General features: G+C 67.4%; 24 protein-coding genes. 8 read left to right on the top strand and 16 right to left on the bottom strand.

Annotated elements, in window-relative coordinates; translation table 11 throughout:
* Position 1: 1 nt before the first annotated feature.
* The 4 genes from BLQ73_RS05925 to BLQ73_RS05910 form a co-directional block, all read right to left on the bottom strand.
* Positions 2-409, bottom strand: coding sequence for a hypothetical protein (locus BLQ73_RS05925; protein ID WP_093169281.1), 408 nt, complete (start codon positions 407-409; stop codon positions 2-4).
* Positions 410-455: 46 nt separating this feature from the next.
* A complete protein-coding gene (locus BLQ73_RS05920) occupies positions 456-1,079 on the bottom strand; it encodes a GntR family transcriptional regulator (protein WP_093169059.1) in 624 nt (207 codons plus the stop codon).
* Entirely contained in the window at positions 1,076-1,960 is an 885-nt protein-coding gene (locus BLQ73_RS05915; RefSeq protein ID WP_245690824.1) for a DMT family transporter, read from the bottom strand. Before BLQ73_RS05915 ends, BLQ73_RS05920 begins: the two co-directional genes overlap by 4 nt.
* A gap of 64 nt (positions 1,961-2,024) precedes the next feature.
* The gene (locus tag BLQ73_RS05910; protein ID WP_093169057.1) at positions 2,025-2,369 is read right to left on the bottom strand and encodes a hypothetical protein; all 345 of its coding nucleotides are present in this window, start codon (positions 2,367-2,369) and stop codon (positions 2,025-2,027) included.
* Between the two features lie 742 nt (positions 2,370-3,111).
* Between BLQ73_RS05910 and BLQ73_RS05905 the strand changes: the two genes are divergently transcribed.
* Complete coding sequence (locus tag BLQ73_RS05905) at positions 3,112-5,379, top strand: sensor histidine kinase (RefSeq protein ID WP_093169055.1); 2,268 nt, start codon at positions 3,112-3,114, stop codon at positions 5,377-5,379.
* Positions 5,376-5,744, top strand: coding sequence for a DUF742 domain-containing protein (locus BLQ73_RS05900; RefSeq protein WP_245690823.1), 369 nt, complete (start codon positions 5,376-5,378; stop codon positions 5,742-5,744). Before BLQ73_RS05905 ends, BLQ73_RS05900 begins: the two co-directional genes overlap by 4 nt.
* Positions 5,745-5,858: 114 nt before the next feature.
* Here BLQ73_RS05900 and BLQ73_RS05895 read toward each other — a convergent pair whose 3' ends face one another.
* The gene (locus tag BLQ73_RS05895) at positions 5,859-6,263 is read right to left on the bottom strand and encodes a hypothetical protein (RefSeq protein WP_093169051.1); all 405 of its coding nucleotides are present in this window, start codon (positions 6,261-6,263) and stop codon (positions 5,859-5,861) included.
* Between the two features lie 288 nt (positions 6,264-6,551).
* Here BLQ73_RS05895 and BLQ73_RS05890 point away from each other — a divergent pair, with 288 nt between their 5' ends.
* The 5 genes from BLQ73_RS05890 to BLQ73_RS31005 all read left to right on the top strand — a co-directional run bounded on the left by BLQ73_RS05890 (position 6,552) and on the right by BLQ73_RS31005 (position 11,354).
* Positions 6,552-7,283: an SMI1/KNR4 family protein gene (locus BLQ73_RS05890; protein ID WP_093169049.1), complete on the top strand. Its 732-nt coding sequence runs from the start codon at positions 6,552-6,554 to the stop codon at positions 7,281-7,283.
* A gap of 309 nt (positions 7,284-7,592) precedes the next feature.
* Complete coding sequence (locus BLQ73_RS05885) at positions 7,593-8,030, top strand: Fur family transcriptional regulator (protein ID WP_093169047.1); 438 nt, start codon at positions 7,593-7,595, stop codon at positions 8,028-8,030.
* Positions 8,031-8,063: 33 nt separating this feature from the next.
* Positions 8,064-10,292: a catalase/peroxidase HPI gene (gene katG / locus BLQ73_RS05880; RefSeq protein WP_093169044.1), complete on the top strand. Its 2,229-nt coding sequence runs from the start codon at positions 8,064-8,066 to the stop codon at positions 10,290-10,292.
* Positions 10,293-10,611: 319 nt separating this feature from the next.
* Positions 10,612-11,085, top strand: a complete 474-nt coding sequence (locus BLQ73_RS05875; RefSeq protein ID WP_245690837.1) for an ImmA/IrrE family metallo-endopeptidase — start codon at positions 10,612-10,614, stop codon at positions 11,083-11,085.
* Entirely contained in the window at positions 11,082-11,354 is a 273-nt protein-coding gene (locus tag BLQ73_RS31005) for a hypothetical protein (protein WP_143020142.1), read from the top strand. Before BLQ73_RS05875 ends, BLQ73_RS31005 begins: the two co-directional genes overlap by 4 nt.
* Positions 11,355-11,553: 199 nt before the next feature.
* Here the strand turns inward: BLQ73_RS31005 and BLQ73_RS05870 are convergent, their stop codons facing one another.
* The 3 genes from BLQ73_RS05870 to msrA form a co-directional block, all read right to left on the bottom strand.
* Entirely contained in the window at positions 11,554-11,883 is a 330-nt protein-coding gene (locus BLQ73_RS05870) for a type II toxin-antitoxin system VapC family toxin (RefSeq protein WP_245690822.1), read from the bottom strand.
* Positions 11,884-11,945: 62 nt separating this feature from the next.
* Entirely contained in the window at positions 11,946-12,257 is a 312-nt protein-coding gene (locus BLQ73_RS05865) for a hypothetical protein (protein ID WP_176955291.1), read from the bottom strand.
* Between the two features lie 261 nt (positions 12,258-12,518).
* A complete protein-coding gene (gene msrA / locus BLQ73_RS05860) occupies positions 12,519-13,181 on the bottom strand; it encodes a peptide-methionine (S)-S-oxide reductase MsrA (protein ID WP_093169277.1) in 663 nt (220 codons plus the stop codon).
* A gap of 133 nt (positions 13,182-13,314) precedes the next feature.
* Between msrA and rarD the strand changes: the two genes are divergently transcribed.
* On the top strand, positions 13,315-14,256 hold the full coding sequence (gene rarD / locus BLQ73_RS05855) for an EamA family transporter RarD (RefSeq protein WP_093169037.1): 942 nt from the start codon (positions 13,315-13,317) through the stop codon (positions 14,254-14,256).
* On the opposite strand, the gene BLQ73_RS05850 is transcribed toward rarD, so the two are convergent.
* From BLQ73_RS05850 to nuoH, 8 genes are all read right to left on the bottom strand, one after another.
* The gene (locus tag BLQ73_RS05850) at positions 14,232-15,227 is read right to left on the bottom strand and encodes a polyprenyl synthetase family protein (protein WP_093169035.1); all 996 of its coding nucleotides are present in this window, start codon (positions 15,225-15,227) and stop codon (positions 14,232-14,234) included. The genes rarD and BLQ73_RS05850 overlap by 25 nt on opposite strands.
* A gap of 8 nt (positions 15,228-15,235) precedes the next feature.
* Positions 15,236-16,786 carry an NADH-quinone oxidoreductase subunit NuoN gene (gene nuoN, locus BLQ73_RS05845; RefSeq protein WP_093169033.1) on the bottom strand — a complete coding sequence of 517 codons (1,551 nt, stop codon included), beginning with the start codon at positions 16,784-16,786 and terminating at the stop codon, positions 15,236-15,238.
* Positions 16,783-18,315, bottom strand: coding sequence for an NADH-quinone oxidoreductase subunit M (locus BLQ73_RS05840; RefSeq protein WP_093169031.1), 1,533 nt, complete (start codon positions 18,313-18,315; stop codon positions 16,783-16,785). The genes nuoN and BLQ73_RS05840 overlap by 4 nt, the downstream gene beginning before the upstream one ends.
* Positions 18,315-20,156, bottom strand: coding sequence for an NADH-quinone oxidoreductase subunit L (gene nuoL, locus BLQ73_RS05835; RefSeq protein WP_093169275.1), 1,842 nt, complete (start codon positions 20,154-20,156; stop codon positions 18,315-18,317). Before nuoL ends, BLQ73_RS05840 begins: the two co-directional genes overlap by 1 nt.
* A gap of 67 nt (positions 20,157-20,223) precedes the next feature.
* Positions 20,224-20,520, bottom strand: coding sequence for an NADH-quinone oxidoreductase subunit NuoK (nuoK, locus tag BLQ73_RS05830; protein ID WP_093169029.1), 297 nt, complete (start codon positions 20,518-20,520; stop codon positions 20,224-20,226).
* A complete protein-coding gene (locus tag BLQ73_RS05825) occupies positions 20,517-21,278 on the bottom strand; it encodes an NADH-quinone oxidoreductase subunit J (RefSeq protein WP_093169027.1) in 762 nt (253 codons plus the stop codon). The genes nuoK and BLQ73_RS05825 overlap by 4 nt, the downstream gene beginning before the upstream one ends.
* Complete coding sequence (nuoI, locus tag BLQ73_RS05820; protein WP_093169025.1) at positions 21,271-21,786, bottom strand: NADH-quinone oxidoreductase subunit NuoI; 516 nt, start codon at positions 21,784-21,786, stop codon at positions 21,271-21,273. The genes BLQ73_RS05825 and nuoI overlap by 8 nt, the downstream gene beginning before the upstream one ends.
* Positions 21,773-23,131, bottom strand: a complete 1,359-nt coding sequence (nuoH, locus tag BLQ73_RS05815) for an NADH-quinone oxidoreductase subunit NuoH (RefSeq protein WP_093169023.1) — start codon at positions 23,129-23,131, stop codon at positions 21,773-21,775. Before nuoH ends, nuoI begins: the two co-directional genes overlap by 14 nt.
* Positions 23,132-23,133: the final 2 nt, after the last annotated feature.

Raw genomic sequence — 23,133 nt, 5'->3', positions numbered from 1 at the left:
ATCAGTCGTATTCCAGATCGGGTAGGGGTGCGGGCGGGTCGGGACTGCGCCAGACCACGACATCAACAACATCAACGGCATCGCCGTCGGCGTCCGACTCGTCCCCATCCACCGCATCCACCGCATCCACCGCCTGCTCGACCGCGAGGGCGAGCCTGTCGAGGTCGAAGTCGGGCAGGTAGCGGAGCCTGGCGAGGAACGACGCGTCGGTGGCGGAGCGGGGCACCACGCACCCCTGGCCCTCACGGTCCAGAAGGATGTAGTGCACATCCACCTCTAAATCACCACCGACACGGACTTCGACCACGTCTTCCCACGCGAGGGCCTCAACGCTGCCGTCGGCGTAGTGACGGGTCACGCCTTCCTCGGTCACGTACACATAGGAGTCCGGCATTGGGTCGCCGTGCATGGCCGCGATTGTGACGACTTCCACGCCCCCGGTGCAAGAGACACGGTCAAACCTCACCCCACGTATGGTCGAGATGTGAGGCGACGGCCGCCCGCGCGGCGTCGACCGGCCCCCGCGAGATCGCCTCCAGCAGGGCCCGGTGCTCGGCCACCAGCACCTCCCGGTCCTCATACATCCGCCGCATGCGCACCACCCCCAGCCGCATCTCCGCCGCCAGCACACCGTAGAGCCGCGAAAGCCGCGGGCTCCCCACCGCGTCGATCAACGCGTGGTGGAACGCCATGTGCTCGGCCACGATCTCCGACCAGGGCGCGTCGGACCTCAGGGCCCCCATGCGGTCGAGGGCCCGCTCGGCGGCCTCGACCCGCCGCCCGCAGAGCCTCTCCGCCATGAGGTCCTCCAGCGCCGCCCGCACGAACATCAAATCCGCCAGATCGGCCGCGGTCACCTCCGGCACATAGGCGCTGCGGTTGCGCTCCCTGCGGAGCAACCCCTCATGCACGAGGACGGCGAGCGCCTCGCGAACCGTCGGCCTGGCCACGCCGTACGCCGCCGCGAGTTCCTGCTCCGGCAGCGGCGTCCCCGGCGCGATCTCACCCGACAGCACGCGTCCGCGCAGCGCGTCGGCCAATGCGTCGACCGCGGAGACGGGCCGCAGGGGAAGGATCACACCGTCGATTGTGCCCTCTCGGGCAGGGCCACCACGACAAGTCCGACCCCGAGCAGGGCAAGCCCCGAGGCCGACATCACCGTCAACGGCTCATTCAGTACGGCGAAGCCCAGCAGCGCCGCCACCGCCGGCTCGGCCAGCGCCAGCGTGGCCGCCGAGGCGACGGGCGTGGTGCGCAGGCCCTTGCCGTACAGCACGTAGGCCAGGGCGGTGGTCGCGATGCCGAGGTAGAGCGCGACGGTCAGGCCGGCGGGGCCGGTCAGCCAGGAGGCGCCGAAGACCAGGAGCAGCGGCGCCATGAAGACCGCCGCACCGCCGAACATCGCGCCCATCACGGCGTTGGAGTCGGACCCCCAGCCGATCACCCGGGCCGCGGTGACCGCGTAGAACGCGTAGAGCACACCGCCGCCCAGCGCCAGCAGCACGCCGGACAGCACCTCGCCGCCCACCCGCGCGTCGCCACCGACGATCAGTACGGCACTGCCCGCCACCGCCGCCCCCGTGGCGAGAACCCATCGCCGCGTCGGCCTGACCCGGTCGTACAGGAAGGACAGCAGCCCGGTGAAGACCGGGCCGCTGCCGATGGCGACCACGGTCGCGACCGCGACGCCGGTTCTGGCCACGGCCGCGAAGTAACAGAGCTGGTAGGCGGCGACGGCCGCCGCGCCGAGCAGGATCGTCACCGGGTGGCGGCGGAGCACTCCCCAGGCCGCGGCTCCCGCCACGAGGGCCAGCGCCGCTCCGCCGATCACCAGGCGCGCCGCGGCCAGGGAGCGCGGCTCGGCCGCCACCCCGGCCTGCAGCGCGATCGTGCCCGCCGTGGCCGCGGTGCCCCACAGCACGCCGGCGGCGACCACCATGCGGGGTCCATGACGCATCATCGGCATATTGTCTGACAACAAGACAACGTGCGACAAGTCGGTTTACGCCCTAGACCTCCCTGCCCTACGCCCGCTGCGCGTGCCCCGCGTCGGGGTCGGCGCGGCGGGCGCCGTCACGACCTGCGCTCCACCGCACCCGCCGTCGGCAGGCGGCGAGCGCGGTGGCCACGCAATGTGCGCAGAACTCGCCCGCTCGGCCGTCCCGGCAGGTGCAGAAGCAGGTGAGCACGCCGTCCACGACGGCGAACTCGACATGAGCGGCATGGTCGTCCACTTCGGCCGTCACCACCGACGGCGCGTATCTGACGAGCTGCACCGCCCCGGCGCGCTCCAGCTCGGCCCCCCGCGCACGGGCCGCCTCGCAGGCCCGCTCCAACTCCACTTCGACCAGCTCCGGAACGGACGTCATCCGATCTCCCTCGTACGGTCTCACCGGGAGTTCTTCCACCGGATTCGCAAGGATCGCCTGTGAAACCGGTTTCCATTTCCGACAAGTCACCTACAAGCCGTGTCCGGCCCGCGACTCATCGTGCGCGGCTGAAGAAGACCCACTACCCAAAGAAGACGCGCTTCAGCTTCCGGCAGTTCCATTCATAGACCTATGCCAGAAATTGGATACAAAAGAGTATGCAACTGGACATGGAAACTATGCACGCATCGCCTTCTCCTAACGCCTCCCCCGAGGATGCTTCTGAGTGGTTGCGATGCCTTTCACTGTGTTCGCGAACTCCGTCAACCGGGGTGCTGACTATTACGCCGCAGCAGCGACTACGATACGCATTTCATCGATTACCCATCGCAACGCGACGTCGCCCGATTCACCGCCGCCTCCTGCGGTGATCCCCTCACGGAGAGGGGGCTGTCGACTTTCACCCCCACACGCCGGACACGCGGCTCAGGGCCGCGATTCCTGACTCAATTCCCCGACAAATACAACGATAGGCGTGTGGGGGGACCGTTTGAGCCTCCCTCGGAGAGAGCATCTTCGACTCGCTCCCACTCCGCACCGGATGGGACGCGACGTGCCTCTCCGTCACACCCATCACTCAATAAAATGCCGCCACTTTGGATACCCCTCTAGTGAGGGGTCACAGAGGTTGCTACTGTTTCGCCACTGTTAGATATCGAGAAACCCGGAATGCGAGGTGCCGATGGGCCGTCGCAGACGCCCCATCCGGGTGAAAATCGCCGCCTTACTCCTCATCCCGATCGTCTCCCTGGTGGCGATCTGGGGATTCGCGGCCACGATCACCATCCGGAGTGGGCAGGAACTGCTCAGGATCAAGACCGTCTACGACAACGTCATCGTCCCCGTTCGCGCTGTGACCTCATCGCTCCAGCACGAGCGCATGCTCTCACTGATATTCCTCAGCGACGACGTGGGCGACCGCACCGCCCTCGACAGCCAGCGCAACACCACCACCATCGCCCTCAAGGACCTTGAGCGTAAGGCGCTGACCACCGGCATCCAGGCCGAGACCCCTGTGGAGATGCGGCACCGGCTGAACGAGCTGATCCAGCAGACCAACCGTCTGCCCGACCTCAGGGCCCGCGTCGACACCGACAACTTCACCCGGATGCAGAGCCTTGAGGGCTACAACGCGATCATCGGCGCCGCCTTCCAGGTCTACGACCGCATGCGGGTCTCCCCCGACATCGACCTCGTCGACCAGACCAGGGCCGCCAACCTCATCGGACTCAGCCGCGAGCTCCTCAGCCAGCAGGCCGCCCTCCTGTCTGGCGTCCTCACCTCCGGCCGCATCAGCTCCGAAGAGCACGCCGCCTTCCGTGACATGGTGACCAACCGAGCGATGCTCTACTCGATGGGCTACAGGCAGCTCGACGACGAGCTGCGCGTGCCATACTCGCGCGTCCAGAGCTCACGCGACTACCAGCAGTTCGAGCAGGTGGAGAGGGCCGTCGTCACCAGTGTGCGCCCCGGCCAACCACTGCCGAGCGAGGCCGCCACCTGGGACGCCGTCACGAAGAACCTCGCCGACACCTTCGACCGCATCAGCGGTGAGAGCGGCCAGGTCATCACGGACCGCTCCACCCCCCTCGCGACGGCCGTCCTCATGCAGATCGCCATCGCCGGCGGGCTCGGCCTCGTCGCGGTCGCCGCCTCGATCTTCATCTCGATCCGGTTCGGCCGAAGGATGGTCGCCGAGCTGAGCGGCCTGCAGAACGCCGCCCTCGACCTCGCCCAACGGCGGCTGCCGAACCTGGTCACCAGGCTCCGCACAGGCGAAGACGTGGACGTCGCCGCCGAGGCGCCCGACATCCAGACCGGCACCACCGAGGAGATCGCGGTCGTCGCCGAGGCGTTCGCCTCAGTGCAGCACACCGCCGTCGACGCCGCCGTCGGCCAGGCCGAGATGCGCAAGGGCGTCAACATGGTCTTCCTCAACCTCGCCCGGCGCAGCCAGTCGCTGCTCCACCGCCAGCTCTCGATGCTGGAGTTCATGGAGCGCAAGGAGGTCGACCCGGAGACCCTCGACGAGCTCTTCGCCATCGACCACCTCACCACCCGTATGCGCCGCCACGCCGAAAGCCTGATCATCCTGTCCGGCGCGGTGCCCGGACGCGGATGGCGCAACCCCGTCATGATCTTCGACGTCGTGCGCGCGGCCGTCGAGGAGGTCGAGGACTACCTCAGGGTCTCCATCAACGTGCCACCGGGCCCCGCCCTCGTCGGCAACGCCGTCACCGACGTCATCCACCTGGTCGCCGAACTCGTCGAGAACGCCGCCATCTTCTCCCCGCCCCACACCCAGGTCGAGGTGCGCGGTGAAGACGTCGCGCGGGGCTATGTGCTCGAAATCGAGGACCGCGGGCTCGGCATGACCCAGCAGGAGCTCGATCGGCTCAACGCCAGGCTCTCCGAACCGCCCGAGTTCGACCTCGCCGACAGCGACCGGCTCGGCCTGTTCGTCGTTGGCAGGCTCGCCCAGCGGCACGGCGTCCACGTTTCGTTCCGGGCTTCGCCGTACGGCGGGACCACGGCGATCGTGCTCATCGCCCGCCCGCTGGTGGTGGCGGAGGAGCCGTCCGCCCCTGAGGAGGACGCGGAGCTGGAGAACGGCCTGCCCAAGCGGGTGCGCAAGAACGGCAAAGGCCGATACGGCCAGACCGCCACTCGGAGCGCTCCAATTGGGCAGAATGGGAAAAATGGGGGGCAGGTCCGTCATCTCAACGTGGAGCCGACCATGCTCGCGCCCGTCCTCACGGACACCGGTCCCGCTCTCCACTCGGCCGCCGACGCCGCGGCCGGGAACGGGGTGGCCAACGGTGCCGGAAAGGGCGCGGGAACGGGCGCGGGAAAGGTGGCGTCGCCGACCTCGGACGACGGCCCCTCCCGCACCCTGCTGAGCACGTTCCAGTCCGGATGGCGGCGCGCGGAGGAGGAAACAGGCCCGTGAGCGAACGATGGATGGATCACGACGCGGGTCCCATCATCCGCCCGTACACGATGACACGCGGACGCACCCGGCCTACGGGGGCAAGCTTCGACCTGATCTCCATCGTCACCCGTACGGCCGCCGGCAACGCCACGCCGGCCGTCGGCCTCGCCCCCGAGCACATCCAGGTGCTCAAGGCGTGCTCCATGCCCTCCTCCATCGCGGAGGTGGCCTCCGAGGCCAAGCTGCCCCTCCGCGTGGTGCAGGTCCTCCTCGGCGACCTGCGCGAACGCGGCCTCGTCTCCATCCGGCCGCCCGCCACCGTCGCCCAACTGCCCCAGGAAGGGCTGCTGCGGGAAGTACTCCAGGGGCTCAAGGCCCTGTGACCACGTGAAGGGGTTTCCGGCGTACACCTGACCTGTACGCCGGAGGACCGCGATGCTGAAGGACCGCGATGCTGGAGCCGGCGAAGTGCGGCGTCGGTCGGCGTCAGCTCCGGGTCAGTCCGGCTCGTGCAGCGCCGCCATCCGCTCGTCGAGGATCCGCCGGGCGGGACCCGTCACCTCGCCCACATAAGCACGCAGCACCACCAGGCATTCGCGGACGTTCGCGGTGTCGGAAACGGGCAGCTCCACGAGCCGCTCCCCCTCGTCGGAGACCTCGCCCCGCACCCGGAACCCCTGGCCGTCCATGGCGACCCCGACCTCGAAGCACACCTCGCGCCCATCCGGCAGGACGAAGACCATGCCCGTGGCCACACCGGATCTCGACAACCGGCTGAAGGGCTCCCAGCGAACGAACGGCTGATGGGCCTGGTGAACAGCCCGGCCTACGTTCCCGAATCGCACGGCGGCCTGCCCGAGCCCGGTCAGCAGGTCGGCCGCCCCTTGACTGGCGCTATCCATTTTTAGAGGTTAGATCAATCTTTACTGTCGTACATGGTGATTGCACCTTTTGACATCGGCTGGTTTCAGACCTGGAAACCTCAGGGCGCCAATCCCGGCCACTCACGGTGGCACTGAGCTGGGAACAGTCCGCCACCGACACACCTCCACACATATCAACATTTACACATAACAAACTTGACAGAATTCCCAGCTCCACGCCGATTTCATCGGCGCCCGGCAGTGCCGTACGCAACACGTCATCCCACGCTTACCTGCCTGTACGGTGCCCCTGGCATCCTGTCCCACATGTCGGACAATGACCTGATCGAACGTCTTCGGCGCCGAGCCTGGGACCCCGCCCGCCGCCACGACACCGTCTACGTGCCCCTGAATTGGCTCAAAAGCGAGTACGGCGATGCCATCACCGCATACGCCACCTCTTACCGAGTCCGCACCGACGACTCCGACCCGTCGGAGTGGCCCCCGGACGCCCCCGACCACCTGAAGGACGCCATCGTGGACGCCGGAGCCCCGGCCGCCCTCGCGTACTTCCGGGACGCCCCCCACGAGCCTCCGTACGCCCCCGCCTCACCCGCGGAGGTCGACACCTACGAGCGACACATCAACCACAAACTCCCCGAACTCCTCCGGAGGATCTATACCGAGGTGAGCAACGGCGGATTCGGCCCCTCCTACGACATTCTCGGCATCCCACCCCACGGCCACCGGGCGTACGGCAGCGCCACGTGGCCGACGACCTACGACACCCTCGGGCTCCCCCTCGTCGCCGCCGGCTGCTCGGTCTACTGGTACGTCTCCCTCACCGAACCGGGCAACCCCGTCCACCTCTGGGACGCCGACGCCTGCGACGACCCCGATGACGACCCCGCGCAGGGCATCCACCTCACCATCCCCACCCTGCGGGACTGGCTCAACCGCTGGGCCGACGGCCACGACCTCTACGCCGACCTCGATCTCGACCAGCACCCCGCCCCGACCGACCCCGCCAACCCCCTCATCGCCCCCGGCCCCCGCTGACCCCTCGCAAGGCCCGCGCCAAGCCATCACCCACAACAGGCGAAAAGTCACAGTCAGCGCATGTTCGCACTCACAGACGGCGATCCTCAGAGGTGACCACTGCAGGAGGCCGAACTGCCACCTGCGGTCCCCGCCCTCACACGGGACCGTTTCCCTTGATCATCGATCTCACGCACTCGTGACCCGCGTGACCCGCGCCGCCACCAAGACACGCCGAAGCGCGCTAACCGGACGACGACGCCACTTGAGGCCTAGACTTGGATCATTCGTTATTTTGCATAGTTCGTGTTTTTGAGTACCTTTAGTCCCATGACCGCATCCCAGACTCCGACAACCGCAGAGGAGCTGCGCGGTGCAGGCCTGCGAGTGACGGCCGCGCGCGTCGCACTGCTCGAAACCGTTCGAGAAGGTGACCACCTTGATGTGGAGGCGATCGCCTCGGGGGTGCGCGACCGCGTAGGCCACATCTCACTTCAAGCCGTGTACGAGGCCCTCCACGCGCTCACCGCGGCGAGGCTCGTACGGCGGATCGAACCGCCCGGCAGCCCGGCCCTCTACGAGGGACGCGTCGGTGACAACCATCACCACCTGGTGTGCCGGTCATGCGGTGCCGTTGTCGACGTTGACTGCGCCGTCGGGAAGGCTCCCTGCCTGACCGCGGCCGACGACCACGGCTTCTCTATCGACGAAGCCGAGGTCATCTACTGGGGCCTGTGCCCCAACTGTTCCACCGCCCGCAGCTCCTGAGCACCGTGGGCCGCTTAGTCCGGAAGGATTCCCATGACTGAGAACCATGACGCAATAGTCGTAGACGCCACGACGGAGGCCGGCGGCTGCCCGGTCGCACACGGGCGCACGCCACACCCCACCCAGGGAGGCGTGAACCAGCGGTGGTGGCCTGAGCGGCTCAACCTGAAGATCCTTGCCAAGAACCCGGCCGTGGCCAACCCTCTCGGCGAGGACTTCGACTACGCGGAGGCATTCAAGAACCTCGACCTCCCGGCCGTGAAGCGGGACATCGCCGAGGCGCTGACCACCTCGCAGGACTGGTGGCCCGCCGACTTCGGCCACTACGGCCCGTTCATCATCCGGATGGCCTGGCACAGCGCGGGCACCTACCGGATCAGCGACGGCCGCGGCGGCGCCGGGGCCGGCCAGCAGCGCTTCGCCCCCATCAACAGCTGGCCCGACAACGCGAACCTCGACAAGGCCCGCCGCCTGCTGTGGCCGGTCAAGAAGAAGTACGGCCAGAGCCTGTCCTGGGCCGACCTCCTGATCCTCGCCGGCAACGTCGCCCTGGAGACGATGGGCTTCGAGACCTTCGGCTTCGCCGGCGGTCGCGCCGACGTCTGGGAGCCCGACGAGGACGTCTACTGGGGCCCCGAGTCCACCTGGCTCGGCGATGAGCGCTACACCGGCGATCGGGAACTGGAGAACCCCCTCGCCGCGGTCCAGATGGGCCTCATCTACGTCAACCCGGAAGGCCCGAACGGCAACCCGGACCCGCTCGCGGCTGCCCGCGACATCCGTGAGACGTTCCGCCGGATGGCCATGAACGACGAGGAGACCGTCGCCCTGATCGCGGGCGGCCACACCTTCGGCAAGACCCACGGTGCGGCCTCCGCAGACCACGTCGGCCCCGTCCCCGAGGCCGCCTCGCTCGAAGACCAGGGCCTCGGCTGGAAGAGCAGCTACGGCAGCGGCAAGGGCGGTGACACGATCACCAGCGGTCTGGAGGGCATCTGGACCAACACCCCGGTGACGTGGGACAACAGCTTCTTCGAGATCCTCTTCGGCTACGAGTGGGAGCTGTTCAAGAGCCCCGCCGGGGCGAACCAGTGGCGGCCGAAGGACGGCGCCGGGGCCGGAACGGTCCCCGACGCCCACGACCCGGCGAAGAGCCACGCGCCCACGATGCTCACGACCGACCTCTCGCTCCGGATCGACCCGATCTACGAGCAGATCTCGCGGCGGTTCCTTGAGAACCCCGACGAGTTCGCGGACGCCTTCGCCCGTGCGTGGTTCAAGCTGACCCACCGCGACATGGGCCCGGTCGCGCGCTACCTCGGCTCGGAGGTTCCGGCCGAGACGCTGCTGTGGCAGGACCCCATCCCCGCGGTGACGCACGAGCTCATCGACGCCGAGGACGCCGCCTCCCTCAAGAGCCGGATCCTCGCCTCGGGCCTGTCGGTGTCCCAGCTCGTCTCCACCGCGTGGGCGTCGGCCTCGACCTTCCGCGGCGGCGACAAGCGCGGCGGCGCCAACGGTGCGCGCATCCGCCTTGAGCCGCAGAGCGCCTGGGAGGTCAACGAGCCCGACCAGTTGGCGACCGTGCTGAGCGCCCTGGAGGACATCCAGAAGTCCTTCAACGCCGCCCAGACCAGCGGCAAGCAGGTCTCGCTCGCCGACCTGATCGTCCTCGCCGGCGCCGCAGCCGTCGAGCAGGCCGCCAAGAGCGCCGGCGTCGACGTCCAGGTCCCGTTCACGCCGGGCCGCGCGGACGCGTCGCTGGAGCAGACCGACGTGGAGTCCTTCGCCGTGCTGGAGCCGGCCGCCGACGGATTCCGCAACTACCTCGGTAAGGGCGTCCGGCTGCCGGCCGAGTACCTGCTCGTCGACCGGGCGAACCTGCTCACCCTGAGCGCCCCCGAGATGACCGTCCTCGTCGGTGGTCTCCGCGTCCTCGGCGCGAACTACCAGCAGTCGCCGCTCGGCGCCTTCACCACGACCCCCGGGTCGCTCACCAACGACTTCTTCGTCAACCTGCTCGACCTGGGCACGACGTGGAAGTCAACCTCCGAGGACGGCAACACCTACGAGGGTCGCGACGCCGCCACCGGCGAGGTCAAGTGGACCGGCTCCCGTGTCGACCTGCTCTTCGGGTCGAACTCCGAGCTGCGCGCCCTCGCCGAGGTCTACGCGAGCGACGACGCCAAGGCGAAGTTCGTGAACGACTTCGTCGCCGCATGGGACAAGGTCATGAACCTCGACCGGTTCGACCTCTCCTGACCAACGACGTCCAGGTCGGCCCGAGTGGGCCGACCTGGACGTTCTCGATTCCACGATCGTGCGTGGATGCCCGCGAGGAGAAACAGGACAACTGCACATTGGGCGTCTTCAGCCTTGTACGTCCCAGATCAGACGCCCACTAAAGATTGACGTAAGCGTCTCTATGACTACGTGACTATCGACTCGCCTCATCGCTTCGGCAAAGGAACTTCCCGGTGATGGAGCCTCAGCTGTGGACGGTGACGTAGCAGCAGCCGTAGTGAGCCTCCATGACGCCCCTGGCCGACGGCGCAGCACGGCGGCTCACGAACTCGGGCACCTGGTACTGGGTGACGAATATTCGTCCGACATAGGAGTCAGCGCATCGCGGGCAGAACGCGAAGCGCTGGTAGAAGCCTTTGCCGCAGAGCTCCTACTGCCCGTGGAAGCCGTTCGCCGAGCTGGCGAAGCGAAGGCGACAAGCCGATCGATCCTCGTCAAACTCGCGGCCGAGTACCGGACTTCGTGGACTCTCGCTCTCCGCCAGGCTCGGAATGCTGAGCTGATAACTCCGCCAGAAGAGAGAGAGCTTCGAGGATGTCTACCGACACACGCGGAGTTCAGAGACTCTCTTGGTTGGACACCTCAGCCAGACCTCAACGCCATCCGCGTACCCCCTAGTTTCGCGCATGCCGTGATGACGGCGTACCGACAAGGACGGATCACCAGCAAGCGGGCACTGGAGCTGATGCACGGGCAGCTTGAGAGCACATCGGATCTGCCTCCCCGGCTCGAAGAGGACGATGCCCCATGAGCGTGGCCGGCATGGGAGAACCTCTTCCCTCGCTCATAGCCGACGCCATGGTCATTCATCACTTCGCCAAAGCCGATCGCCTCGACGTGCTCGGAGCCAACGTCTCCAGGCTGTTCACCACACCTATTGTGGTAAGGGAGGTCGACAAGTACGCCGATGAATATCCGAGGAGGCTCGCGAGGCCACGAAGTCGGCGGGCCACATCGGGTATGTCATCCGGCTCCCCCTGCCAGCCAGATCACAAGACTCTCGCCTCGTCCACGTCCTGATAATCGAGGATCTCCCCGTTGTCTTCACGATCGGCTTGTCCCACGTGTGCCGGAGGCGGTGAGCACTGTGAATCGGTTCCCCCACAGATCCGCCCTGTGCTCATCAGCGGCCCCGCGAATCATGCCAGCATGGTCGACATGCTCGCAATCACCGTGTACGCCGAGGACGGCGGCCGACACGTCCGGATGGCCGCAGAACTCAGACGGGGACCACCTGCACGGCTTTCCCGCACAGCTTGCTCATGTCGTCCTCATCGGATGTCAGAACGATGACCGGGCGCACCGAGCGCAGCGCGGTAGCCGCGACCACGGCGTCGATGGCGTACTTGTGACCATGCAGGCGGGCGCCTCGAAGAAGCTCGATCGCCCGTGACGCGATGTCCTCGGTCACAGGTTCGATCTTCAGCCGGGACAGGTACCACCTGAGGCGATCGCTTTTGACGCGAACGCCTTGCGCCTCGATCGGTGTCATCGCGCTGACCACAACCCGAAAGTCGTTATCCTGCGCCTCCCGTACGAATGCGGTCACACGCTGGTCTGCCTCGCACCACTTCACGAGGCCCTCACAGTCGAGAACCACAGTGCCCGTGCTCAGCCTGCTTCGTGTGCGCGCCATCCGTCCTCTTCCTGGAGCTCAGGTGCCGACCTGACGTGGCGGAACAGCTCCGCCGCCTCGTCACGCAAAGACTGCGGGATCGGCCCGGAAACGGCCTCGTTGGCCTGTAGGGCCTCTTCCAAGAGATCCCGCTCGATCTGACGCTCCACCGCGGCATCAACGTAGGCGGAGAATCCGCGCGCTCCAACCCGCTCTCGGACAGCGCGGATGTTGCCCGCCCTCAGGGACACGCTGACCTTGGCCGCCGGCCCGTTACCCGGGGCGAATTCCCGCTCAGGCATGCTCATAGAAGTCAGTTTACTACTCGTAGTAGCAAAAGGCGGATCCTGGCTTCAGCAAAGTGCGCAAAGATCGTGCGTGCACTGTTGGATCACGACCGTGGACGATCCGCGAACCGGGTGACGTCGCCAGGATTTCCATCGGGTCGGGCTATCGGGCGATCGAGCTCCTTGAAGGCGCGAATCTAGCTTGTCGCTGAAAACGACTCCGGCCCTCGATCGATCGGCTGAGCCGACGACCAAGAGCCAGACGTTGGAACAACCGCATGCCTACGCGTCGCCGGCGGGGGTTACGCCGATCGGGCAGGACATGCCGGTTCCGCCGATGCCGCAGTAGCCGTCGGGGTTCTTGAACAAGTACTGCTGGTGGTAGTCCTCGGCAAAGTAGAACGTGGGGGCCGGGGCGAGCTCGGTGGTGATGGCGGGGTAGCCGGCGGCGGTGAGGACGGCCTGATAGGCGTCGCGGGAGGCGAGGGCGGCTTTTTCCTGGTCGGGGGTGTGGGTGTAGACGGCGGAGCGGTACTGCGTGCCGACGTCGTTGCCTTGGCGCATGCCCTGGGTGGGGTCGTGGGCTTCCCAGAAGACCTTCAGCAGGGCGTTGTAGGTGGTCTTGGCGGGGTCGTAGACGACGCGGACGACTTCGGCGTGGCCGGTTCGGCCGGTGCAGACTTCCTCGTAGGTGGGGTTGGTCGTGTAGCCGCCCTGGTAGCCGACGGCGGTGGTGATGACGCCGGGGGTCTGCCAGAACTTGCGTTCGGCGCCCCAGAAGCAGCCGAGGGCGAAGTCGGCGACCTGGGAGCCTTCGGGGTACGGCGGAGCCAGTGGGGCGTCGAGGACGGCGTGGCGCTCGGCGACGGCCACGGCGGTGTCGCGGCCGGGGAGTGCCTCGTCGGCCGAGACCATCGTGGTTGTGGTGCCGAACAGCCAGCCCATGTCTTCCTCCATCAGCTCTCTACCTTGCTCATCAACCATGATGCGGCATCCGCGATTCCCGTTAGCAATGCTTAATAGTCCAACAAGTGATACTTATTTGTGTTAAATGCTGTAAGCAGTAAAGATGTAGTACATGCCTGAGTCTCGCAGGGGTGTCCTCTACGGCATCGCCGCCTACACCATGTGGGGCTTGTTCCCCCTCTACTGGCCGCTCGTGAAGCCCTCCACGCCGCTGGAGATCCTCGCGCACCGCATGGCGTGGTCACTGGTCGCGGTGCTGGCGATCCTGGCGGTGCGGCGCTACTGGTCGTGGTTCCGCGTGATCGTACGGCAGCCGCGCAAGCTGGCCCTGTTGACCCTGGCCGCGGTGCTCATCTCGATCAACTGGGGCATGTACATCTACGGCGTCAACACCGGCCGGGTGGTGGAGAGCGCCTTCGGCTACTTCATCAACCCGCTGGTGAGCGTGCTGTTCGGCGTGCTGGTCCTGCGGGAGCGCCTTCGGCCGTGGCAGTGGGCCGCGGTGGGGCTGGGCGCGGTGGCGGTGGTGGTGCTGGCGGTGGACTACGGCCGGCCGCCGTGGATCGCGCTGGTGCTCGCGTTCAGCTTCGGGTGCTACGGGCTGGTCAAGAAGACCGCGAACGTGGGGGCGGCGGAGAGCTTGGCGATGGAGACGCTGGTGCTACTCGCCCCCGCCCTCGTCTACCTCGTCGTGTTGGAGCAGAGCGGCGTCGGCACTTTCGGCCACAACGGGGCGCTGCATGCGCTGCTGCTGGCAGGCGCGGGACTGGTGACGGCGGTGCCGCTGCTGTTCTTCACGGCGGCGGCCATCCGGGTGCCGCTGACGACGATCGGGCTGTTGCAGTACATCGCCCCGGTGATCCAGTTCCTCTGCGGCGTGCTGATCGCCAAGGAGGTCATGCCTCCGAGCCGCTGGGTCGGGTTCGCGATTGTGTGGGCGGCTCTGTCGGTCTTCAGCTGGGACAGCCTGCGCCACGCCCACCGCGCACGCCGTACGGCGACCGCCGTGAAGGCCGCCGCCCCCGTCGTTCAGCCGGAACGCTCTACGACGTAGTCACACAGGGCCATGAACGCGGCCCTGGCCGGAATGTCGGGCAGGGCGGCCAGATCGCGGCGGGCCCGGTCGGTCCAGTCGAGCAGCTCGGCACGGGCACGCTCCATGGCGACGTGGGACCGCAGCAGCGTGAGGGCCTCCTCGATGTCCTCCTCCCCCACGGGACCGGCGAGCAGCTCGCGCAGGCGCGCGTCGGCGGGGTCGGTGGAGGAGAGCACGTAGAGCACGGGCAGCGTGCGGATGCCTTCGCGTAGGTCGGTGCCGGGTAGTTTGCCGGATTCGGCGGACGTGGCGGCGACATCGATGAGGTCGTCGCCGAGCTGCCAGCCGACTCCGATGGCCTCGCAGGCGCGGGTGACGCGGTCGATGATGTCGTCGGGGGCTCCGGCGAGCATGGCGCCGAAGCGCCCGGAGGTGGCGATCAGGGACCCGGTCTTGTCGGCGAGCACGTCGATGTAGTGCTTGATGGGGTCTTCGCCGTCCCGCGGCCCGATGGTCTCGCGGATCTGCCCGCGCACCAGGCGGGAGAAGGTCTGGGCCTGGATGCGGATGAGTTCGGCCCCGAGGTCGGCGAGGATCTCGGAGGCCTGGGCGAACAGGTAGTCGCCGGTGAGGATGGCCACGGTGTTGTCCCACCGGGCGTTGGCCGAGGGCGAGCCACGGCGGACGCGGGCCTCGTCCATGACGTCGTCGTGGTAGAGGGTCGCGAGGTGGGTGAGCTCCATGACGACCGCCCCGGGAACGACGCCCGGGGCGGTGCCTGAGCCGAACTGCGCGGCGAGCAGGACCAGCATGGCGCGGAAGCGCTTGCCGCCCGCCTCGATGAGATGCCTGGACGCCTCCGTGACGAAGGCGTCCTCGCTCTCGACAGACGAGCGGAGGAGTTTCTCGACGGCGGCCAATCCGCCGGCCACGTCCCGCGCCAACCGTTCGTCGACGAATGGCAGGTCAACTACCGGTGGCGCGGCCAAGGGAACTCCTATCGAACGAACAACGCGGAAGCGGCCTTGTCGGCCAGATCAAGCATGGGCTCCGGAAACACTCCAAGCACTACGGTAGCCGCTGCCGCGACGGCGACCACCGAAGCAGTGCCCACGGAGGGGCCGACGACCGTCGGTCCGTCCGCCGCCGGGTCGCTGAAGAACATCAGCACGATGACCCGCACGTAGAAGAACGCGGCGATGGCGGAACTGACGACGCCCACGAGGACGAGCGGCAGCACGCCGCCGGCCACCGCCGCCGAGAACACCGCGTACTTTCCGAAGAATCCGCTGGTCAGCGGGATGCCGGCGAAGGCCAGCAGGAAGAACGCGAAGACTCCGGCGAGCATCGGCGACCGCTTGCCGAGCCCCGCCCAGCGGGACAGGTGGCCGGCTTCGCCACCGGCGTCGCGGACCATCGTGACGATGGCGAAGGCTCCGACGGTGGTGATGCCGTAGACGAGCAGGTAGAACAGGATGCCGGACAGCGCGTCGCGGTTCTGCTCGGCCGCGCCGGTCGCGATCACGCCCGTGAGCAGGAAACCCGCGTGCGCGATGGACGAGTAGGCGAGCATGCGCTTGATGTCGGTCTGGGTGATGGCGAGGATCGCACCGGCGACCATCGTGAGAATTGCCACACCCCACATGACGGGGCGCCAGTCCCAGTCGAAGTTACCGAGCGCCACCCAGAAGACGCGCAGCAGCGCGCCGAAGGCGGCGACGAGCGTGCCGGAGGCCATCAGGGCGGTGATGGGGGTGGGCGCACCCTGGTAGACGTCGGGCTTCCACGCCTGGAACGGCGCGGCGCCGATCTTGAACAGGAGGCCCACGCCGAGCAGCGCGGTGCCGAGGACCAGGAGGGGCTCCTGTCCGCCGACATTGGGCAGCGCGGCGTTGATGTCGCTCAGGCCGACCGATCCGGCGAAGCCGTACACCATGGCCATGCCGAACAGGAAGAACGCCGACGAGAAGGCTCCGAGCAGGAAGTACTTGACCGCGGCCTCCTGGGAGAGGAGGCGGCGGCGCCGGGCCAGCCCGCACAGCAGGTAGAGCGGCAGCGACATGACCTCAAGGGCCACGAACATGATCAGCAGGTCGTTGGACGCGGTGAACAGCAGCATGCCGCCCACGGCGAACAGGACGAGCGGGTAGACCTCGGTCTGGGAGAACCCGGCGATCTCCGCGTCTTCCTCGTCCGCACTGCCCGGTACGGCTGCCGCCTGCGCGACGAAGTTGTCCTCGTCGTTGATCAGCAGCACGCTGACGAACGCGAGCGCCGCGATGACGCCCCACAGGAACAGGGTGGGTCCGTCGACGGCGACCGCGCCCATGGCGGCGGGCGAGGTCGGGACGCCGCTGACGAACACCTGGACGAGGACCAGGGCGAACGACCCGACCAGTGCGGCCAGCGTCAGCGGGATGTGGATGGACCTGCGCAGATAGCGCGGGGCGAACGCCTCGACGAGCACTCCGAGGACGGCCGCCCCGAAGACGAGCAGCATCGGTGCGAGCTGCCCGTATTCAATGGTCGGCGCGGCGATGTCGTTCACTCACCGGCTCCCTTCGGCTCGGCGACGGCGGGGACGGCCGGCTTGAACTCGGTCACCGAGACGTTGGCCAGCGTCTTGTCCACCGCGGGGTTGATCACGTCGAGGATCGGCTTGGGGAAGAAGCCGAGCGCGACGATCAGCGCGAGCAGCGGGACGATGACCCACTTCTCTCGGCTGTCGAGGTCTCGCATGCCCTGCACCTTTTCGGCGGTCGGGCCGTTGGCCACGCGCTGGTACATCCACAGGATGTAGATCGCGGCCAGGACCACGCCGGAGGTGGCGATGATCGCGGGAACCACGTAGCGCTCGTAGGTGCCGATCAGCACCATGAACTCGCTCACGAAGGTCGACAGGCCGGGGAGGGCGAGGCCGGACAGGCCGGCGACCAGGAAGGTGCCCGCGAGCACGGGCGCGACCTTCTGGACCCCTCCGTAGTCCTGGATGTGGTGCGAGCCCCGGCGGTAGATCAGGAAGCCGGCGATGAGGAACAGCGCGCCGGTCGAGAAGCCGTGGTTGACCATGTAGAGCGTCGCGCCGGAGGCGGCGTTGGCGGTCATCGCGAACACGCCCATGGCGATGAAGCCGAAGTGCGAGATCGAGGTGTAGGCGATGAGGCGCTTCATGTCGGTCTGTCCGATGGCGACGATCGCGCCGTAGACGATGCCGACGACCGAGAGCACCAGCACGAGCGGGGTGAAGAACTTGGAGGCGTCCGGGAACAGCTCCAGGCAGAAGCGGAGCATGCCGTAGGTGCCGACCTTGTCCAGCACGCCCACGAGGAGTACGGCGGCGCCCGCCGGGGCCTGGGCCGCCGCGTCGGGCAGCCAGGTGTGGAACGGCCACAGCGGGGCCTTGATGGCGAAGGCGATGAAGAAGCCGAGGAACAGCCACTTCTGCGTCGCCGGGTCGGTGATGGCCCCGATCAGCTCGGGGAACATGAACGTGCCCTTGTCCGCGATCACGTAGAGCGCGATCACGGCCACCAGCATCAGCAGGCCGCCGAACAGCGAGTAGAGCAGGAACTTGACCGCGGCGTAGGACCGCTGGGCTCCGCCGTATGACCCGATCATGAAGTACATCGGGATGAGCATGGCCTCGAAGAAGACGTAGAAGAGGAACACGTCGGTGGCGGCGAAGACGCCGACCATCATGGCTTCGAGGAGGAGCAGCAGCGAGAAGTACGCCTTGACGGACCGTTTGGCGGTGGGGGCGTCGGCGTCGTGCCAGGAGGCGAGGACGACGATTGGCACCAGCACGGCCGACAGGGCGATCAGCACCAGGGCGATGCCGTCGACGCCGACCCCGAAGTGGACGCCGAAGCTCGGGATCCACCGGTAGGTCTCGGCGAACTGGAAGCGGTCGGTGCTGCCCGGCGAGAACTGCACGGCCATCGCGATGGTGAGGCCGAGCACGATCAGCGAGACAGCCAGCGTGAGCTGCTTGGCCAGCTTGTCGGCGCCCTTGGGGAGGAGGGCCACCCCCACCGAGCCCAGGACGGGCACGGCTATCAGGATCGAAAGCCAGGGCATCACAGGGTCCCAACGTAGAGCAGGGCACCGACAACCATCGCGGCACCGAAGAGGATGGACAACGCGTAAGACCGGACGAAGCCGTTCTGCAGGCGGCGCATCCGTCCCGACGTGCCGCCGATGCCCGCGGCCAGGCCGTTGACCAGGCCGTCCACGGCGCGGTTGTCAAAGAACACCGCGATGCGGGTGAGCCATTGGCCGGGGCGCATGAAGAGCGACTCGTTCAGGGCGTCGCCGTACAGGTCGCGGCGGGCGAACGTGGTGAGGAACGAGCCGCGCGGGGCGACCTGCGGCACCTCGGCCCTGCCGTACTTCGCCCACGCGATGGCGGCGCCGACGGCGACCAGCGCGAGGGTGGTGAGGCCGGGGGCGCTGAACGGGTGGAAGCCGGGCAGGTCCGCGGGTCGGCCGACCGCGGGCGCGAGGAACAGCATCAGGCGGTTGCCGAGGATGAGGTAGGCGCCGAGGAAGACCGAGCCGATGGAGAGGATCACCAGCGGGATCGTCATCACGGCGGGCGACTCGTGCGGGTGCGCGTCGGGGGCCCAGCGGCGCTTGCCGAAGAAGGTCATGAACATCACGCGCGACATGTAGAAGCCGGTGATGCCCGCGCCCGCCACGGCGAGCCAGCCGAGGACCGGGTTGACGTGCATGGCGGACTCGATGATGCCGTCCTTGGTGAAGTAGCCGGACAGCAGCGGGAAGCCGATGATCGCCAGGTAGCCGATGCCGAACGTGATGGCGGTGACCTTCATCACGGAGAACAGCCCACCGTATTTCCTCATGTCCACCTCGTCGTTCATGGCGTGCATGACCGATCCGGCGCCGAGGAACATGTTGGCCTTGAAGAAGCCGTGGGTGATGAGGTGGGCGATGGCGAAGGCGTAGCCGACCGGGCCGAGGCCCGCGGCCAGCATCATGTAGCCGATCTGCGACATCGTGGAGCCGGCGAGGGCCTTCTTGATGTCGTCCTTGGCGCAACCGATGATCGCACCGGCGAGCAGCGTGGCGACGCCGACGATGGTGACGACGAACTGCGCGGTGCTCGCGGCCTCGAAGATGGCCCCGGACCGCACGACCAGGTAGACGCCGGCGGTGACCATGGTGGCGGCGTGGATGAGGGCCGAGACCGGGGTCGGGCCCTCCATCGCGTCCAGCAGCCACGACTGGAGCGGGAGCTGCGCGGACTTACCGCAGGCGCCGAGGAGCAGCAGCAGGCCGATGGCGGTGAGCACGCCCTGGTCGGCCTCGCCCGCCACCTCGAAGACCGGGCCGTAGGCGACCGATCCGAACGTCGTCCAGATCGTGAAGATGCCGATCGCGAGGCCGAAGTCGCCGACGCGGTTGACGATGAACGCCTTCTTGGCCGCGGTGGCCGCGGACGGCTTGTGCTGCCAGAAGCCGATCAGCAGGTAGGACGCCAGACCGACGCCTTCCCAGCCGATGTAGAGGCCGACGTAGTTGTCGGCCAGCACCAGCAGCAGCATGGCCGCGACGAACAGGTTCAGGTAGGCGAAGAAGCGCCTCCTGTCCGGGTCGTGCGACATGTAGCCGATCGAGTAGATGTGGATCAGCGACCCGACACCCGTGATCAGGAGCGCGAAGCTGATCGACAGCGGGTCGATCAGCAGCCCCATCTTGACCATGCCGGGGATGAAGTCGAACAGCTCCACGGCCTGGCGGCGTCGGCTGTCGTCGAGCCCGAGCATCTGCACGAAGGAGAGCACGGCGACCACGAAGGCGCCGAGGGACATGGCGACCCCGAGCAGATGCCCCCAGCCGTTGGTACGGCGGCCGCCCAGCAGCAGGATCGCCGCTCCCAGGAGAGGCAGCGCGATCATCAGCCAGGAGGCGCCGATGGCGCCACCGGCCCCCTGGATGATCTCAGCGGTTTCCACTGGCCACCCCTCAGTACTTCAGCAGGTTCGCGTCGTCGATGGACGCCGACCTGCGGGTTCGGAAGATCGTCACAATGATCGCCAGGCCGACCACGACCTCGGCCGCGGCCACCACCATCACGAAGAACGCGATGATCTGGCCGTCGAGGTTGCCGTGCTGGCGGGCGAAGGTGACGAAGGCAAGGTTGCAGGCGTTGAGCATGAGCTCGACGCACATGAAGGCCACGATCGCGTTCCGCCGTATCAGCACTCCGACGGCCCCGATGGTGAACAGAAGCACGGAGAGGACCAGGTAGTGCGTGGTCACTTGCTCTCCTCCTCAACGGCTTGCCTGATGGCCTCGGCAAGCTTGGGGTCCTCGGGAAGGCCGCCCTCTTCGGCCTCGTGCCGGGCGATGACCCGGTTGACCGAGAGCTCGGAGATCGAGCCGTCGGGCAGCAGCGCCGGCATGTCGACGGCGTTGTTGCGCGCGTAGGTGCCGGGGCCGGGCAGCGGCGAGGGATGATCGCTGAGGAAGCGGGCGCGGGCCAGCACCTTCTGCGTGGGCTTGGGGCGGGACCGCTCGCGGTGGGCGAGCACCATCGCGGCCAGCGCCGCGGTGATCAGCAGCGCGGAGGCGACCTCGAAGGCGAACACGTGCCGCGTGAAGATCAACTCCGCGATAGCGGGCACATTGCCGCCGGCTCCCTGCGTCGCGCCGGCGAGTCCCGTCGGGGGCGCGACCACCAGGTTGCCGACGGCCAGCGCGACGAGTACGGCGAAGCCGAGGCCGGCGATCATGGCCCAGAGCCGCTGCCCCCTGATCGTCTCGACCAGGGAGTCCGACGAGTCGACACCCACCAGCATGAGCACGAACAGGAAGAGCATCATGACGGCGCCGGTGTAGACGATGATCTGCACCGCCGCCAGGAAGGGCGCGTCCTGCACCGCGTAGAGCACGGCGAGCGAGAGCATCACCGCGCCCAGCATGAGCGCGGAGTAGACCGCCTTCCGGCTGAACACGAGGCCCAGCGCGGCGCTCACGGACACGACCGCGAGCACCCAGAACGTGATCGTCTCACCCATGCTCTCGTCCCAGACGGTAGTAGTCCTCTTCGGTTTCCCCGAGGCGCATGGGATGCGGAGGCGTCTCCATGCCGGGGCCGAGCGGGGCGAGGAGCATCTCCTTGGTGTAGATCAGGCTCTCACGCCCGTAGTCCGCGAGCTCGTACTCGTTCGTCATCGTCAGAGCACGCGTCGGGCAGGCCTCGATGCACAGGCCGCACAGGATGCACCGCAGATAGTTGATCTGGTAGGTGCGTCCGTAGCGCTCGCCCGGCGAGAAGCGCTCCTCGTCGGTGTTGTCGGCGCCCTCGACGTAGATCGCGTCCGCGGGGCAGGCCCAGGCGCACAGCTCGCAGCCGACGCACTTCTCCAGCCCGTCCGGCCAGCGGTTGAGCTGGTGACGCCCGTGGAAGCGCGGCGCGGTCGGCAGCTTCTCCTCGGGGTACTGCACCGTGACGGGCTTCTTGAACATGTGGTGGAAGGTGACGCCGAAGCCCTTGACGGGGTTCAGCCAATCAGTGAGTCCCACTGGAAACCTCCTTGCGCTGCACCCCGTGGTAGTGCGGCAGGTCAAGCGGCGGCACAGGGAAGCCGCCGGCCTCGGGCGCGTTGCCGAGCTCCTCGAACTCCGCCGCCACCTCGGCCTCCTGCTCGCGCTTGCGACGCTGCGCCACGATGTCGAAGCGCATGTAGATCAGGAAGCAGGCCAGCACCACGAACGCCAGCATCGTCATGATCAGGGTTCGGTTGCCCTCGTCGATGCGCAGGGCGCGGAAGGTGGCGAAGAGCAGGATCCACCCGAGGTTCAGGGGGATCAGCACCTTCCACCCGAAGGCCATGAGCTGGTCGTACCGAATACGCGGCAGCGAGGCACGGACCCAGACGAAGAACGAGAAGACGATCACCATCTTCAGCAGGAACCACAGGAACGGCCAGTAGCCGGTGTTGGCGCCGTCCCACAGGGAGATCGGCCACGGAGCCTGCCATCCGCCGAAGAACAGTGTGATGGCCAGCGCGGACACCGTGAAGATGTTCACATACTCGGCCAGCATGAACATGGCGAACTTCAGCGAGGAGGAGTACTCGGTGTGGAATCCACCGACCAGCTCGCCCTCACCTTCGGGAAGGTCGAACGGCACGCGGTTCGTCTCGCCCAGCATGCAGATCACGTAGATCAGGAAGGACGGGATGAGCTGGATCACGAACCACGAGGGGGTCGAGAACTCCATCCCGAAGAGCGAGACCGTGCCGCCGACCGACTGGGCCCTCACGATCTCGGAGGTCGAGAGGGTGCCGGCCACCAGGAAGACCGCGACGAACGAGAGCGCCATCGCGATCTCGTAGGAGACCACCTGCGCCGCCGACCGCAGTCCGCCGAGCACCGCGTACGGCGAGCGCGAGGCCCAGCCGGCCAGCACGATGCCGTAGACGCCGATCGAGGCGAGCGCGAGCACCAGCAGCACGGCGACCGGCAGGTCGGTGAGCTGGAGCGGCGTCCTCTCCCCGAACATCGTGACCATCGGGCCGAACGGCACGATCGAGAAGGCCAGGAAGGCGGGGACCGCGATGATGACCGGGGACAGGAAGTAGAGCACCTTGTCGACGGTCCTGGGGAAGATGTCTTCCTTCAGGGCCATCTTCAGGCCGTCCGCCACCGACTGGAGCAGGCCGAACTTACCCGCGCGGTTCGGACCGTAGCGGTGCTGCATGCGCGAGATCAGCTTGCGCTCGAACCACACGCCGAACAGCACGCCGAGCATCAGCAGGACGAAGATCCCGACCGCCTTGATGATCGAGATCCAGATCGGGTCCTTGCCGAAGTCCTCCAGCGTGGGGTAATCCGGATTCGCGGCGAGCGCTATGAATGTCCGCATTG

Origin of the sequence: Sinosporangium album (genome assembly GCF_900100605.1) — a bacterium.
Lineage (GTDB): Bacteria > Actinomycetota > Actinomycetes > Streptosporangiales > Streptosporangiaceae > Sinosporangium > Sinosporangium album.
Note: the sequence above shows the minus strand (reverse complement) of the source record. Positions and strands in the feature narration are given on the sequence as shown.

Coding starts and splice junctions, on each gene's coding strand:
- BLQ73_RS31005 (WP_143020142.1), top strand. CDS start 11,082: ATGAGCGTGGCCGGCATGGGAGAACCTCTTCCCTCGCTCATAGCCGAC.
- BLQ73_RS05895 (WP_093169051.1), bottom strand. CDS start 6,263: ATGGATAGCGCCAGTCAAGGGGCGGCCGACCTGCTGACCGGGCTCGGG.
- BLQ73_RS05925 (WP_093169281.1), bottom strand. CDS start 409: ATGCACGGCGACCCAATGCCGGACTCCTATGTGTACGTGACCGAGGAA.
- nuoL (WP_093169275.1), bottom strand. CDS start 20,156: ATGATCGCGCTGCCTCTCCTGGGAGCGGCGATCCTGCTGCTGGGCGGC.
- BLQ73_RS05840 (WP_093169031.1), bottom strand. CDS start 18,315: ATGCCCTGGCTTTCGATCCTGATAGCCGTGCCCGTCCTGGGCTCGGTG.
- BLQ73_RS05910 (WP_093169057.1), bottom strand. CDS start 2,369: ATGACGTCCGTTCCGGAGCTGGTCGAAGTGGAGTTGGAGCGGGCCTGC.
- BLQ73_RS05865 (WP_176955291.1), bottom strand. CDS start 12,257: ATGAGCATGCCTGAGCGGGAATTCGCCCCGGGTAACGGGCCGGCGGCC.
- BLQ73_RS05905 (WP_093169055.1), top strand. CDS start 3,112: ATGGGCCGTCGCAGACGCCCCATCCGGGTGAAAATCGCCGCCTTACTC.
- BLQ73_RS05915 (WP_245690824.1), bottom strand. CDS start 1,960: ATGATGCGTCATGGACCCCGCATGGTGGTCGCCGCCGGCGTGCTGTGG.
- rarD (WP_093169037.1), top strand. CDS start 13,315: ATGCCTGAGTCTCGCAGGGGTGTCCTCTACGGCATCGCCGCCTACACC.
- BLQ73_RS05890 (WP_093169049.1), top strand. CDS start 6,552: ATGTCGGACAATGACCTGATCGAACGTCTTCGGCGCCGAGCCTGGGAC.
- katG (WP_093169044.1), top strand. CDS start 8,064: ATGACTGAGAACCATGACGCAATAGTCGTAGACGCCACGACGGAGGCC.
- nuoH (WP_093169023.1), bottom strand. CDS start 23,131: ATGCGGACATTCATAGCGCTCGCCGCGAATCCGGATTACCCCACGCTG.
- msrA (WP_093169277.1), bottom strand. CDS start 13,181: ATGGGCTGGCTGTTCGGCACCACAACCACGATGGTCTCGGCCGACGAG.
- BLQ73_RS05825 (WP_093169027.1), bottom strand. CDS start 21,278: ATGGGTGAGACGATCACGTTCTGGGTGCTCGCGGTCGTGTCCGTGAGC.
- BLQ73_RS05885 (WP_093169047.1), top strand. CDS start 7,593: ATGACCGCATCCCAGACTCCGACAACCGCAGAGGAGCTGCGCGGTGCA.